Raw genomic sequence first — 13,687 nt, forward strand, 5'->3', positions numbered from 1 at the left:
CCGGGGACGGGGAATCCGGGGGCGCGCGACGAGGCCCGGCCGGTGGGTCACGCTCCGCCGGCGCCGCTCCCGGATCCGGCGCCGGCCCGGCCCGGGGCGGGGATCTCCTCCGCCGCGGGCGGCGGGCCGGGCGGGGTCCCGTCGCCGAAGGGCCGCCCGCCCAGCTCCTCGCGGTGGTGCGGGGTCAGCCACCCGGACGGATCCGGGCCCAGCGGCACGATCTGGGTGGGGTTGATGTCGGTGTGCACCTGGTAGTAGTGGCGCTTGATGTGGTCGAAGTCGACCGTGTCGCCGAAGCCGGGGGTCTGGAAGAGGTCGCGGGCGTAGGCCCACAGCACCGGGTCCTCGGTCAGCTTGTTGCGGTTGCACTTGAAGTGGTTGTGGTAGACCGCGTCGAAGCGCACCAGGGTGGTGAACAGCCGCACGTCGGCCTCGGTGATGGTGTCCCCCACCAGGTAACGGCGGTCTGCCAGACGCTCGGAGAGCCGGTCCCAGCAGGCGAAGAGGTTGCGGTAGGCGCGCTCGTAGGCCCGCTCGCTCTTGGCGAACCCGGCCAGGTACACGCCGTTGTTCAGATTGCGGTAGACGTCCTCCATCACCGCGTCGATCTCGTCGCGCAGCGGCTCGGGGTACAGATCGGGCGCGCCGTCGCGGTGCAGCGCGGTCCACTCGGTGGCCAGGTCGAGCGTGATGCGCGGATAGTCGTTGGTGACGAGCACGCCGCTGGGGACGTCGACGACCGCCGGGACGCTGATGCCGCCGTCGTAGCCGGGCTCGCGGGCGGCGTACGCCTCGCCGAGGAAGGCGATGCCCAGCACCGGGTCCCGGCCGTCCGGGTCCAGGGTGAAGCGCCAGCTCCGCTCGTCCTGCAGGGGGTCGGTGACCGCCAGGGAGATCGCGTCCTCCAGGCCGAGCAGCCGCCGCACCACCAGGGCCCGGCTCGCCCAGGGACAGGCCCGGCTGACCACCAGCCGGTACCGTCCGGCCTCGACCGGCCAGCCGTCGGCGCCGTCGGCCGTGATGCGGTCGGTGAAGTGACTCGGGGACCTTTTGTACTCGGCTGTCGTGCTGCCGGGGTTGCCGACACTGGTCGTCATGGGGGCTGTCTTCCTCTCTGGCACCTGGGGCTCGGGCACCCCGGCCGTCCGGTTCGCCGACTCGCCGACTCGCCGACTCTCGGCTCTCGGCTCTCGGTTCGCCGGCTCTCGGGCGACGGGGCACGGGAACCGGACGCCTACCCGCTTCCGTGCCCCGGCACCCGTACGCCCGGCGGCCCCGCCGGGCGCCCCGGGGCCGGCGGGGCGCGGGCGGATCAGTCCAGGCCGAGGGCGGCCAGGTGCCGGGCGAAGGGGACGACGGTCTCCGTCTGCCCGCTCCCGCCGGCCGCGCCGGTCGCGTCGGTCGCGTCGGTCGCGTCGGTCGCGTCGTTGACGCCGTCCGTACCCGCCGCGGCGGACCTCTCGGCGGGCCGCGACCGGGCCCCGGCCAGTTCCGCCAGTTCCTGCCCCGCCCGCTCGATGCGGGCCGACAGCTCGCCCACCCTCTCGTCCACACCGCCCCAGTCCTCGGAGGCGGCGTAGACGGCGGTGGGGACGGTGACCGCCCGCAGGTAGGCGAACATAGGGCGCATGGCGTGCTCGATGACCAGGGAGTGGCGCGGCGTGCCGCCGGTCGCGGCCATCAGGACCGGCTTGCCGTGCAGCGCGGTGTTGTCGATGACGTCGAAGAAGGACTTGAACAGGCCGCTGTAGGAGGCGGTGAAGACGGGGGTGACCGCTATCAGGCCGTCCGCCCCCGTCACCGCATCGACCGCCTCGGCCAGGGCGGGGCCGGGGAAGCCGGTGACCAGGTTGTGGGCGATGTCGGTGGCCAGGTCGCGCAGTTCCACCACCCGTACCTCCACCGGGCGCTCCCCGCCCTCCAGGTGCCGCCGGGTCGCCTGCGCCAGCCGGTCGGCGAGCAGGCGGGTGGAGGAGGGGCGGCCGAGGCCGGCCGAGACGGCCGTGATCCGGATGGGTTCCATGGTTGTGCTCCTACGAGTCCTGTACGGGGGCGTCCGGTGTGCTCGGTGTGTCCGGTGGTGCCCGGGCGGGATGCGGTGGCTGCGCCAGGCCTGTCAGGCCGTGCCGGGCGGTGTCAGGCCGTGGCGCCGGGGGCCGCGGCTTCCGCTCCGGCCTCGGCCCCCGTCTCGCGGCGGGCGAGGAGGGAGGCGTGCGTGGGGGCGTCCGGCACCTGCGCGGGGCGCCTGGCGGCGAACTCCTCGCGCAGCACGGGCACGACCTCCTCGCCGAGCATGTCGATCTGCTCCAGCACCGTCTTCAGCGGCAGCCCGGCGTGGTCCATCAGGAAGAGCTGGCGCTGGTAGTCGCCGGCGTAGTCGCGGAAGGCGAGGGTCTTCTCGACGACCTGCTGCGGGCTGCCCACCGTCAGCGGGGTCTGCTCGGTGAAGTCCTCCAGCGACGGCCCGTGTCCGTAGACGGGCGCGTTGTCGAAGTAGGGGCGGAACTCACGGACGGCGTCCTGGGAGTTCCGCCGCATGAACACCTGGCCGCCGAGGCCGACGATCGCCTGCTCGGCGGTGCCGTGGCCGTAGTGGGCGTAGCGCTCCCGGTACAGGGAGACCATGCGCTGGGTGTGCTCCTTGTTCCAGAAGATGTTGTTGTGGAAGAAGCCGTCGCCGTAGTAGGCGGCCTGCTCGGCGATCTCCGGGGAGCGGATGGAGCCGTGCCAGACGAACGGCGGGACGCCGTCGAGCGGGCGCGGGGTGGAGGTGAAGCCCTGCAGGGGGGTGCGGAAGCGGCCCTGCCAGTCCACCACCTCCTCGCGCCACAGCTTGTGCAGCAGCGCGTAGTTCTCGATCGCCAGCGGGATGCCCTGGCGGATGTCCTGTCCGAACCAGGGATAGACCGGTCCGGTGTTGCCCCGTCCCAGCATCACGTCCACGCGCCCGTCGGCCAGGTGCTGGAGCATCGCGAAGTCCTCAGCGATCTTGACCGGGTCGTTGGTGGTGATCAGGGTGGTGGAGGTGGACAGGACCAGGCGCTCGGTGCGGGCGGCGATCCAGCCGAGCATGGTCGTCGGAGAGGAGGGCACGAAGGGCGGGTTGTGGTGCTCGCCGGTGGCGAAGACGTCCAGGCCCACCTCCTCGGCCTTGAGCGCGATGGCGACCATGGCCTTGATGCGTTCGTGCTCGGTGGGCGTCCGGCCCGTGGTCGGGTCCGGGGTGACGTCGCCCACGGTGAAGATTCCGAACTGCACTGCGCTCACATCCCAATGGTTGATTGTTCAATCACTTTATCGAACAGCCGGACTCCCCTCCCTATTCCGGCCCTCTCTCCCGCTGCTCCCCACCCGGCGGGCATGGACACCCGGGAGCGGGGAACCGCGTAGCGCGGAACGCCCACAACGGGCTGCCCGTACGGCCCGCACGGGCAGCCCGTACGAGGCAGGGAGCGAGGCACCATGTTCAAACGCCGCCACAAGGAAGAGCAGCACGAGAAGGACAGGCGACTCAGGCAGGTCGCCAGGGAGCACGTCCGCCACCTGTCCGGCGAGACCGCCAAGGGGCGGGTCGACCCGGCCACGACCGGGCGCGCCGGGCGCACCTGGCGGAAGAAGGGCTCCACCGGCAAGGACGACACGTCCCGCTGAGGACCGCTCCGGACCGTTGCGGTGGGTCCCGGCCCGCGTGGGTCCCGGCCCGCCCGGCCGGGGCCCACCGCACTCACTCCAGGATCTTCAGGCCCACGACACCGGCGACGATCAGCACCAGGCAGAGCACACGCCCGGCGGAGACGGGATCGCCCAGCGCGACCATCCCGTACAGCGCCGTGCACACGGCCCCGATCCCGACCCACACCGCGTACCCGGTGCCGATGGGGATGCCGCGCATCGCGTAGGCCAGACCGCCCATGCTGAGGGCGAGGGCGACGACGAACAGCACACTGGGCCTGAGCCGGGTCAGGCCCTGCGACGCCGAGAGCGCCGCGGCCCACACCGCCTCCAGGAGCCCCGATACGACCAGTACGACCCACGCCACGACGTGACCTCCGCAGGTGATGTGCCTTGCTGCGTATGACCTGCGCCGTCTTGTCCTGCCGGGTACGACGCGCTCGTCCGGGGCGCGGGGGCGCCACGGCCAACCTAGCACCGGATCGCGCGCCCGACCCGCGCCCTCTGAGCGCCCCTGCGCGCCCCTGCGCGCCCCTGCGCGCCCCTCGTCATGCCGCCGCGCTTCCCGGGCACGCGTGGTACATGCGCTACTACGCCGACCTGCACGTGCACTCCCGGTACAGCAGGGCGTGCAGCCGCAACAGCGATCTGCCGCACCTGGCCTGGTGGGCGCGGCGCAAGGGGATCACCGTGCTGGGCACCGGTGACTTCCTCCACCCCGGGTGGGCCGAGGCGCTGCGCGAGTCGCTGGTGCCCGCGGAGCCGGGACTGTTCCGGCTGCGCGACGACCTCGACCGCGAGGTGCTGGAGGACCTGCCCCCGGCCTGCCGCGGCCCGCTGCGCTTCCTGCTCCAGGTGGAGGTCGCCACCAACTACCGGCGCGACGGCCGGGGCCGCAGGATCCACCACCTTTGCTACGCGCCGGACTTCGACGCGGCCGGGCGCCTGGCCCGCGCCCTGTCCCCGTACGGCGACCTCGCCTCGGACGGGCGGCCCGCCCTGGCGGTGGACTCCCGCGATCTGCTGGAGGCCGTCCTGTCCTGCGGCGAGGGCGCCTACCTGGTCCCCGCGCACGCCTGGACGCCCTGGTTCGGCGTCCTCGGCTCGAAGTCCGGCTTCGACGGCGTGGACGAGTGCTACGGCGACCTGGCCGGCCACGTCTTCGCCCTGGAGACGGGTCTGTCCTCGGATCCGGAGATGAACTGGCGGGTCTCCTCGCTGGACCGCCTGCGGCTGGTCAGCCACTCGGACGCGCACTCCCCGCCCGTCCTGGGCCGCAACGCCACCGTGTTCGACACCGAGGTGGACTACTTCGCGATCCGCCGCGCCCTGGAGACCGGCCAGGGGTACGCCGGCACCGTGGACCTGTACCCGGAGGCGGGCAAGTACCACCTGGACGGGCACCGCGCCTGCGGGGTGCGGCTGGAACCGGCCGAGACCAGGGCGCGCGGCGGCAGGTGCCCGGTGTGCGGCAGGAAACCGACCGTCGGTGTCCTGCACCGGGTCGAGGAGCTGGCCGACCGCGCCCCCGGGCGGAGGCCGTCGACCGGCGGTGAGGCCCTGAAGATCGTCCCCCTGCCGGAGATCGCGGGCGAGATCCTCGGGGTCGGGCCGAAGACCAAGACCGTCGAACGCGCTCTGGAGGGTCTGACCGCCGCGCTGGGACCCGAACTGCCGTTGCTGCTCCAGGTGCCGGTGGGCCGGGTGCGCGGGGCGGGCGAGCCGGAGACGGCCGAGGCGATCGAGCGGCTGCGCGCCCACCGAGTGCGGCGCGAGTCCGGCTACGACGGCCGGTACGGCTCGATCTCGCTGTTCGGCCCCGAGGAGGCCGGGGAGACCGGGCAGCCGCGGGAAAAGCCGGCGCCGGCGGGCAGGTCGGGCCGGTAGGGCCGGTAGGGCGCGGGGACCCGGCGGGAGCGCGCCGCCCCGCCCCCGGACGCATACCGCCGCGACCGGCGGGTACCCCGGCGGCGCACCGATCCCCACAGCACGGGAGGCGGCCGATGCTCCCCCAGACCCTGAGGATCCCGACCGACGGAGGAGCCGCCCTGACCGGGGACCTCACCATGCCCGAAGGGGCCCGCGGCACCGTGGCCTTCGCCCACGGCAGCGGCAGCTCCCGGCACAGTCCGCGCAACCGGGCGGTGGCCGGGGTCCTGCAGGACGCCGGGCTGGGCACGCTGTTGTTCGATCTGCTCACCGAGGACGAGGAGCGGACGGACATGGTCACCGCCGAGTACCGCTTCGACATCCCCCTCCTCGCGCGGCGCCTGGTGGCGGCGGTCGACTGGCTCGGCGGCCGCCCGGACACCGCCCGGCTGCCGATCGGTCTGTTCGGGGCCAGCACCGGCGCCGCCGCGGCCCTGGTGGCCGCGGCCGAGCAGCCCGGCCGGGTGCGGGCCGTGGTCTCCCGGGGCGGCAGGCCCGACCTCGCGGGCGGCGCCCTGGACCGGGTCTCCGCGCCCGTCCTGCTGATCGTCGGCGGCGAGGACCACGAGGTGCTGCGGCTGAACGAGCAGGCGGCCTCACGGCTGTCGGCCCCGTGCACGGTGCACGTGGTGCCCGGCGCCACCCATCTGTTCGAGGAGCCCGGCACCCTCGACCAGGCCGCCGCCGCGGCCCGCGAATGGTTCGTCCGGATGGCCGGGCAGACGGTGCCCCGGTGAACCGCCCCGCCGCCCCGCCGCTGCCGCACCGGCGTCCGGTCCCTGCCGCCCGGCCCCGGTCTCCGCGCGGCGGGACCACCGGAAGCGAAGGGAGACAGATCATGCGCTTCCACGACCGCACGCAGGCGGGCCGGATGCTCGCCGAGCCGCTGCGGGACCTCCAGCGCGCCGGGGAGATCGGCGACCCGCTGGTCCTGGCTCTCCCCCGGGGCGGCGTCCCCGTGGGCGAGGAGGTCGCCCGCGCGCTGCACGCGCCGCTGGACGTACTGGTCGCCCGCAAGATCGGCGCGCCGTTCAACCCGGAGTTCGGCATCGGGGCCGTGGCGGGCGAGGGACCGCCGCTGTTCGACGAGCAGTCCCTGCGGATGCTCGGTCTGACGGCCGGGGATCTGGCCGGGCAGGTCGAGCGGGAGCGGGCGGAGCTGCGCCGCCGCGAGCACCTGTACCGCGGCGGCCGTCCCGCCCCGGAGCTGCGGGGCCGCACGGTGATCGTCGTCGACGACGGGCTGGCCACCGGCGTCACCGCGCGCGCCGCGCTGCACGCCGCCCGCGTCCTGGAGCCGGATGTGCTGGTCCTGGCCGTCCCGGTCTCCTCCGTGCAGGCGGCCGCGGCGATGGAACAGGTGGCCGACCGCCTGGTGTGCCTGGAGACGCCGCCGTCCTTCCAGGGGGTCGGGCAGTGGTACGAGGACTTCCACCAGGTGGGCGACGAGGAGGTGATCGCCGCCCTGAGGTCCTCGGCCACCGCACGGTAGTCCGGGCCTGTCGTACAGGGGTGAGGACGGGAGACGGCTCCCTGTCTCCGCGGGAGTCGTCCCCGCCGGGGGACGACTCCCGCGGAGCGGGCCGTCCCCCGGGCCGGGCGAGCCGGGCGGCGGGGCTCAGTCGGCGTCGAGGCCGAGGTCGGGTCCGAAGGACTCGTAGTGGATACGGGAGGCGGGGACGCCGCGCTCCAGCAGCTGGGTGCGCACCGAGCGCATGAACGGCACCGGCCCGCACAGGTAGGCGCGGACGTCCTCGGGGATCTCGACGCCCGACAGGTCGACCAGTCCGGTGCGCTCGGCCGGCCACCGGCCCTCGGGGTGCTCGTACCAGACGTGGAGGGCGGCGTCGGGCAGCTTGGCGGTCAGCAGCCGCGTCTGCTCGCGGAAGGCGTGGGAGGCCTCGGTGCGGTCGCCGTGCACCACGGTGGTGCGGCGCGGGGAGCCGGTGGCGGCCAGATGGGCCAGCATGCTGACCATCGGGGTGCAGCCGATACCCGCCGAGGCGAGCAGGACCGGGCCGTCGCCGTCGTCCAGCGCCACGTCGCCGAAGGGGGCGCCGACGGTGAGCACATCGCCCTCGCGGACGTTCTCGTGCAGCCAGTTGGAGACCTCGCCGGCCGGGTCGCCGCCGACGCGCTTGACCGATATCCAGCGGTCGTCGCCGTCGGGTGCGCAGGAGAGGCTGTACTGGCGGATCTGCCGCGCCCCGTCGGGCAGGGCGACCTGGACGGAGACGTACTGCCCCGGCCGGAAGGGCGGCACGGGGCCGTCGTCGGCCGGGCGGAGCATGAAGGTCGCCACCTCGGCGGTCTCCTCCATGCGGCCGACCACCTTCCAGGGCCGCCACACCTCCCCGTCGCCGAGGCCGCCCGCGGCGTACAGCCGCGCCTCCATGGCGATCAGGGCGCCGGCCATCAGCCAGTACACCTCGTCCCACGCCTCGGCCACCTCGGGGGTGACCGCCTCGCCCAGGACCTCGGCGATGGCGTCGAACAGATGGCGGTGGACGATCGTGTACTGGTCGGCGGTGATGCCCAGGGCCGCGTGCTTGTGGGCGATACGGGCCAGCATCGCGTCGGGGCGCCGGTCGGGGTTCTCCAGCAGCATGGTGGCGAAGACGGCGATGGAGCCGGCCAGTGCGCGGCTCTGGGTGCCGTTGGCCTGGTTGCCCCGGTTGAACAGGTCGCGCAGCAGCTCGGGGTGGGCGGCGAACATCCTGCGGTAGAAGACCGGGGTGATGTCGCCGATGGCGGCTCCGATGGCCGGCAGGGTGGCGCGTACGACGGCGGTGGACTTCTCGGACAGCATCACTGTCTCCTCAATTCGCATCTAATATGCGAGTTTCAGGGCGCGCGGAACCACTCCACGGCACCTCGGTCGGTTCGCGGCCGGATCGAATACGGGTCGGGCCGGGCGGCTACGTGGGGGACGGCGGGCCGGTGAGCAGGCGGAGCATCACCGGCCCCGCCGATCCGCCCACCAGATCCCGCACCGTCAGCGGGTCGAGCGTCGCGTAGAACGCCTCCTGGGCCTCGTGCAGCGCGGACCGCAGGCGGCACGCGCCGCGCAGCGGGCACGGCGCGGACGGGTCCTCGCAGCCCACCACGTCACCGGCGCCCTCCAGTTGGCGGACGAGCCGGCCGACGGAGGCCTCCCGGCCGCGGGATGTCAGCTCCAGCCCGCCGCCCCTGCCCCGCCTGGCCTCCAGCACTCCCATGTGCTGGAGGCGGCTCACCACCTTGGACACGTGCGTGTAAGGAGCGGCCACCGATTCGGCGACCTCCCGGGAGGTGGGGATCTCGCCCTCGTCCATCACCGCCAGGCGCATCACCACGCGCAGCGCCAGATCGGTGAACTTCGTCAGCCGCATGCCATGACGGTATCAATGCGCATCTCGGATGCGAATTTGGGGGTCGTGTGAAGGTACGGTTCGGGCCACGTGGAGCCGTACGGGCGCCGGGCCGCCCCAGGGCCGCGGCAGATGTCCTCCCAGGCCCGGTGTGATCGACCCCAGCACCCGGGCGTGGCGCGCGCCGGTGCAGGCCGGGACCGTGCCGGGCAGGCCGAGGACCGTGAGGAAGCCCAGCAGCGCGAAGGCGTACGCCTCCTTGGCGCCGGAGGGCAGACCGAGCCCGTCGGACACGCGAACCGGGATCCCGTCCAGGGCGCGGGCGAGCCGGGCCAGCAGCACGGGGTTGCGGGTGCCGCCGCCCGAGGCGATCACCTCGGTGCCGCCGGCCGCCCGTACGGCGTCGGCGACGGTGCGGGCCGTCAGCTCGGTGAGGGTGGCCAGCACGTCCTCGGCCGGAAGATGCCCGAAGCCGGCCAGGGCGGTGCGCAGGTAGGCGGCGTCGAACAGCTCCCGGCCGGTGGTCTTCGGCGCGGGCCGGGCGTAGTACGGCTCGGCCAGCAGTCTGTCCAGCAGCGGCCGGCGGACGGCGCCCGCGGCGGCCAGCGCGCCGTCCGCGTCGTGGTCGGCGCGTCCCCCGGTCAGCTCCCGCACGGCCGTGTCGAGCAGCACGTTGGCGGGCCCGGTGTCGTACGCCAGCGGGCCGCCCGCCCCGTGCGCCACCGTGATGTTGGCGATGCCGCCCAGGTTGAGGGCGACGGGCGTCCCCGGCCGGTCGCGCAGCCACATCACGTCCAGGGCGCTCACCAGCGGCGCGCCCTGCCCGCCGGCGGCCACGTCGCGCGGGCGCAGGTCGGAGACGACCGTGCGGCCGGTGCGCTCGGCGATCCAGGCGGACCGGCCGAGCTGGAGGGTGCCGCGCACCCGGCCGTCCTCCGTCCAGTGGTAGACGGTCTGCCCGTGGGAGACGACCAACTCCGCTGCCCCTGAGCACAGTTCGCGATCGGCACGGTCGGCTGCCGCCGCGAGGGCCTGCCCCAGGAGGGTGTCGAGCCGGCAGACCGCGGCCATGGTGGTGGACGACGGCGGGAGCGCCGCGAGCAGTTCGCGGCGCAGCCCGCCGGGGAAGGCGCACTCGAGGTCGCCCAGCGGGGTCAGGACGACGGTGTCGCCCTCGATCTCCAGGTCGGCGGCCGCCGCGTCGATCGCGTCGCAGGACGTCCCCGACATCAGTCCGATCACCCTCATGCCCGTGCCCTCCGTCTTCTCCGTGCCGTCCTCGCCGGTACGCGCCGTCCGCGCCCGGTCAGTCCCGCAGCGCGCGCCGGTGGTCGTCGCCGCGCAGCGTGAGCAGCGCGGGCAGGCCCACCGCGCAGACGGCCACCACGTACACCGCGGGGATGTCGGCGTCGCCGGTGCGCTTGATCAGCTCGGTGATGATGAGCCCGGCCGAGCCGGAGAAGACCGCGTTGGACAGCGAGTACGCCAGCCCCAGCCCGGTGTAGCGGACGGTGGTGGGGAACATCTCGGCGAGCATGGCCGGGCCGGGCCCGGCCAGCAGCCCCACCGCCGCGCCGGCCGCGAACACCGCCGCCGCCCTGGCCGCCCGGGAGGCGTCCGGGTCCTGGAGGAGGTCGAGCAGGGGGAAGGCGAGGGCGATCAGCGCGACCGTGCCCGCGGCCATCACGGCCCGCCGTCCGATCCGGTCACTGAGCGCCCCGGCTGGGAGGATGGCCAGCGCGAAGCCCGCGTTGGCCACGACCGTGGCCAGCAGCGCCTGCTGGAAGGAGGCCCCCAGGGTGCTCTGGAGGTAGGAGGGCATCACGACGAGGAAGGTGTATCCGGCCGCGGACCAGCCCATCAGGCGGCCGACTCCCAGCCCGATGGCCCGCCAGGTCTCGGTGGCGGACGGCGGGGAGGCCACGGCGGGGGCGGACTTCGCGCCGGACGCCCGGCGGAAGGAGGGCGTCTCCTCCAGCCGCAGCCGCAGCCACAGCGCGGCCAGCCCCATCGGCACGGCCAGCAGGAACGGCAGCCGCCAGCCCCACTCGTGGAGGGCCGCCTCGTCCAGCACCGTGGCCAGCAGGGCGGCCAGGCCGGCGCCGGCGAGCAGGCCGAGCGCCACCGTGAACGACTGCCAGGCCCCGTACAGCCCGCGCCGGCCGGGCGGCGCGAACTCCGTCATCACCGACACCGCACCGCCGAACTCCCCGCCCGCCGACAGCCCCTGGAGGACGCGGGCGAGGGTGAGCAGCCACGGCGCGGCCGCGCCCACGGTGGCGTACGTCGGCAGCAGGCCGATGGCCGCCGTGGCGGCGGTCATCAGCGAGACCACCAGGATCAGGGTGGGGCGGCGGCCGATCCGGTCGCCGATCCGGCCGAACAGGGCCGCGCCCACCGGGCGGAAGAAGAAGGCCAGCGCGAAGGAGGCGTAGGTCTTCACCAGGGCCTCGACGTCGCTCGCGCCCTCGGGGGTGAAGAACCGCGCGGCGATGATCGTCGCGAAGTACCCGTAGACCCCGAACTCGTACCACTCGATGAAGTTGCCGACCGATCCCGCCACCAGCGCGCGCCGTGACGCGGGCGGCGCGCCTTTCCCGTTTCCGGCCTCGCCGTCCCCGGACTCTCCGTCCCCGGCCTCCGCGGTCGCCGTCATCGTCCCGTCCTTCCGGTCCGTCGGTGCGCGCCCTGCCGGGCCCCGCCGTGGGTGTCACGGCCAGTCATGCCCCGCCGGCGGAGAAGAGATGTCCGGAACCCGGACCGAATTGTCGAGAGCACGTCACATCGAGCGCGCCACGACGCCCCGGCGCGTCGGCCGGGCGGGTGGTGGCGGTGCGCCGGTCGGAGCCCGGCCGCCGCGTCGCGAAGGGGGCCGGCTGTCACCCGACGCCATCCTTGCCGCTGACCCACTCAGCGGACGACCGGCGGAAGGAGCACATGTCATGAGCGTGTGCGAGGTGTGCGGCAACGACTACGAGATGGCGTTCGAGGTGCGCGCGGCGGGCGCCGTCCACGTCTTCGACAGCCTGGAGTGCGCGGCGCACCGGATGGCGCCCATCTGCGAGAACTGCCAGTGCCGCATCCTGGGCCACGGCTCGCAGTCGGCGGACGGACGGTTCTTCTGCTCCGCCCACTGCGCGCGGACGCAGGGGCACGTGGAGCTGGTCGACCACGGCTGAGCGGCCGGCACGGCCCGGCGGTCGGCCCGTACCCCGGCGCGGGTCCGGTGTGAGACCGTGGCGGCGTGAGACATGACGTCGTGACGACCGTGCCGCGGACCGTGCCGGGAGCGGCTTGCGGAGGTGGCCGGGCATGAGGCTCACCGTGCTGGGCGGCGGCGGGTTCCGGGTGCCGCTGGTACACCGGGCGCTGCTGGAGGACTCCGGGGACCGGGCCGGCCGCGTCACCGAACTCGTCCTGTACGACACCGACCGCGCCCGGCTGGACGCGATCGGCGCGGTCCTCGCCCACCAGCGCGCACGGCACACCGGCCCGGCCCCCGCGCTGCGCGCCACCACCGACCTCGACGACGCGCTGCGCGGCGCCGACTTCGTCTTCTCCGCCATCCGGGTCGGAGGCCTGGCCGGCCGGGTGCGCGACGAGCGGCTCCCGCTGGCCGAGGGAGTGCTGGGCCAGGAGACGGTGGGCGCGGGCGGCGTGCTGTACGGCCTGCGCACCCTGCCGGTGGCCGTGCGCGTCGCCGAACGGATCGCCGAACTCGCCCCCGGCGCCTGGACCATCAACTTCACCAACCCCGCGGGAATGGTGACCGAGGCGATGGCCGCCGTCCTGCGCGAGCGCGGTCTGGGCGAGCGTGTCATCGGCATCTGCGACTCGCCCGTCGGGCTGTGCCGCCGCGCCGCGCGCGCCCTGGGCGCCGACCCGGACCGCGCCGGCTACGACTACGTGGGCCTGAACCACCTGGGCTGGCTGCGCCGCCTCACGGTGGACGGCCGCGACCGGCTGCCCGAACTGCTGGCCGACCCCGCCGCGCTCGCCTCCTTCGAGGAGGGCAGGCTGTTCGGCGCCGACTGGCTGCGGACGCTGGGCGCGCTGCCCAACGAGTACCTGCACTACTACTACTTCAACCGCGAGGCGGTGGCCGCCGTCCGCGGGGCCCGGGAGACGCGCGGCGAGTTCCTGCGCGGCCAGCAGTCCCGCTTCTACGAGCTGGCGCGGCCGGACGACCCCGCGCAGGCGTACGGCGAGTGGGAGCGCACCCGCCGTGAACGCGAGGAGACCTATCTGGCCGAGAGCCGCGAGGCCTCCGGCGGCTGGGAGCGCGACAGCTGCGACCTGGAAGGCGGGGGCTACGACCGGGTGGCGCTGGCCCTGATGCGGGCGATCGCCCGGGACGAGCGCACCACCTTGATCCTGAACGTCCCCGGCCGCGGCGCCGTCCCCGGACTGGACGGCGACGCGGTGGTCGAGGTGCCGTGCCTGGTCGACGCCTCCGGCGCGCACCCGCTGGCGGCCGGCGCCGTGGCGGCCGACCAGCTCGGGCTGATGCTCACGCTCAAGGCCGTGGAGCGGGCCGCGATCGAGGCGGCGCGCACCGGTTCGCGCGGGGCGGCGCTGCGGGCGCTGGCGCTGCACCCGCTGGTGGACTCGGTGGGGGTCGCCGGGCGGATCCTGGACGCGGCGGGCGGGCCCGGCCGACCCGCCTGAAGCGGGCCGTGTGCAGGAGGCGGGGATGGCCGGCGCGGACGGGGGTACCCGTCGCCGGATCCGATGCC

At 74.5% G+C, this 13,687-nt stretch carries 14 protein-coding genes and 1 riboswitch; of the genes, 6 read left to right on the forward strand and 8 right to left on the reverse strand.

From position 1 onward, the window contains the following. Window positions 1–47: 47 nt before the first annotated feature. The 3 genes from CUT83_RS11535 to CUT83_RS11545 form a co-directional block, all read right to left on the reverse strand. A complete protein-coding gene (locus CUT83_RS11535; RefSeq protein WP_101255753.1) occupies window positions 48–1,097 on the reverse strand; it encodes a glutathione S-transferase family protein in 1,050 nt (349 codons plus the stop codon). 215 nt (window positions 1,098–1,312) lie between these two features. Then, on the reverse strand, window positions 1,313–2,023 hold the full coding sequence (locus CUT83_RS11540) for an FMN reductase (protein ID WP_101255754.1): 711 nt from the start codon (window positions 2,021–2,023) through the stop codon (window positions 1,313–1,315). Window positions 2,024–2,136: 113 nt separating this feature from the next. Next, on the reverse strand, window positions 2,137–3,258 hold the full coding sequence (locus tag CUT83_RS11545) for an LLM class flavin-dependent oxidoreductase (RefSeq protein WP_101255755.1): 1,122 nt from the start codon (window positions 3,256–3,258) through the stop codon (window positions 2,137–2,139). Window positions 3,259–3,462: 204 nt separating this feature from the next. Between CUT83_RS11545 and CUT83_RS11550 the strand changes: the two genes are divergently transcribed. Beyond that, the gene (locus CUT83_RS11550) at window positions 3,463–3,651 is read left to right on the forward strand and encodes a hypothetical protein (protein WP_093849417.1); all 189 of its coding nucleotides are present in this window, start codon (window positions 3,463–3,465) and stop codon (window positions 3,649–3,651) included. 73 nt (window positions 3,652–3,724) lie between these two features. Here CUT83_RS11550 and CUT83_RS11555 read toward each other — a convergent pair whose 3' ends face one another. Next, the gene (locus tag CUT83_RS11555) at window positions 3,725–4,039 is read right to left on the reverse strand and encodes a DMT family transporter (protein WP_093849416.1); all 315 of its coding nucleotides are present in this window, start codon (window positions 4,037–4,039) and stop codon (window positions 3,725–3,727) included. A gap of 39 nt (window positions 4,040–4,078) precedes the next feature. Next, window positions 4,079–4,142, reverse strand: a riboswitch (guanidine-III (ykkC-III) riboswitch). A 112-nt stretch (window positions 4,143–4,254) separates the two neighbouring features. On the opposite strand from CUT83_RS11555, the gene CUT83_RS11560 reads away from it, so the two are divergent. The 3 genes from CUT83_RS11560 to CUT83_RS11570 all read left to right on the forward strand — a co-directional run bounded on the left by CUT83_RS11560 (window position 4,255) and on the right by CUT83_RS11570 (window position 7,093). Beyond that, window positions 4,255–5,559 carry an endonuclease Q family protein gene (locus CUT83_RS11560; protein WP_194074705.1) on the forward strand — a complete coding sequence of 435 codons (1,305 nt, stop codon included), beginning with the start codon at window positions 4,255–4,257 and terminating at the stop codon, window positions 5,557–5,559. Window positions 5,560–5,675: 116 nt separating this feature from the next. Beyond that, window positions 5,676–6,338 (forward strand): dienelactone hydrolase family protein, encoded by a 663-nt coding sequence (locus tag CUT83_RS11565; protein ID WP_101255756.1) that lies wholly within the window; start codon window positions 5,676–5,678, stop codon window positions 6,336–6,338. A gap of 101 nt (window positions 6,339–6,439) precedes the next feature. Further along, entirely contained in the window at window positions 6,440–7,093 is a 654-nt protein-coding gene (locus CUT83_RS11570; RefSeq protein WP_101255757.1) for a phosphoribosyltransferase, read from the forward strand. A 126-nt stretch (window positions 7,094–7,219) separates the two neighbouring features. Here CUT83_RS11570 and CUT83_RS11575 read toward each other — a convergent pair whose 3' ends face one another. From CUT83_RS11575 to CUT83_RS11590, 4 genes are all read right to left on the reverse strand, one after another. Then, window positions 7,220–8,410 (reverse strand): globin domain-containing protein, encoded by a 1,191-nt coding sequence (locus CUT83_RS11575; protein WP_101255758.1) that lies wholly within the window; start codon window positions 8,408–8,410, stop codon window positions 7,220–7,222. A gap of 109 nt (window positions 8,411–8,519) precedes the next feature. Further along, window positions 8,520–8,972 carry an RrF2 family transcriptional regulator gene (locus tag CUT83_RS11580; RefSeq protein ID WP_101255759.1) on the reverse strand — a complete coding sequence of 151 codons (453 nt, stop codon included), beginning with the start codon at window positions 8,970–8,972 and terminating at the stop codon, window positions 8,520–8,522. 12 nt (window positions 8,973–8,984) lie between these two features. Continuing rightward, window positions 8,985–10,199, reverse strand: a complete 1,215-nt coding sequence (locus CUT83_RS11585) for an anhydro-N-acetylmuramic acid kinase (RefSeq protein WP_101255760.1) — start codon at window positions 10,197–10,199, stop codon at window positions 8,985–8,987. A gap of 58 nt (window positions 10,200–10,257) precedes the next feature. Continuing rightward, a complete protein-coding gene (locus CUT83_RS11590) occupies window positions 10,258–11,607 on the reverse strand; it encodes an MFS transporter (protein ID WP_101255761.1) in 1,350 nt (449 codons plus the stop codon). Between the two features lie 286 nt (window positions 11,608–11,893). On the opposite strand from CUT83_RS11590, the gene CUT83_RS11595 reads away from it, so the two are divergent. After that, a complete protein-coding gene (locus CUT83_RS11595) occupies window positions 11,894–12,130 on the forward strand; it encodes a metallothionein (protein WP_093849409.1) in 237 nt (78 codons plus the stop codon). A gap of 133 nt (window positions 12,131–12,263) precedes the next feature. Further along, complete coding sequence (locus CUT83_RS11600) at window positions 12,264–13,619, forward strand: 6-phospho-beta-glucosidase (RefSeq protein ID WP_101255762.1); 1,356 nt, start codon at window positions 12,264–12,266, stop codon at window positions 13,617–13,619. The last annotated feature ends 68 nt before the right edge of the window (window positions 13,620–13,687 follow it).

The sequence above is a fragment of the Streptomyces barkulensis genome (genome assembly GCF_002843305.1).
Lineage (GTDB): Bacteria > Actinomycetota > Actinomycetes > Streptomycetales > Streptomycetaceae > Streptomyces > Streptomyces barkulensis.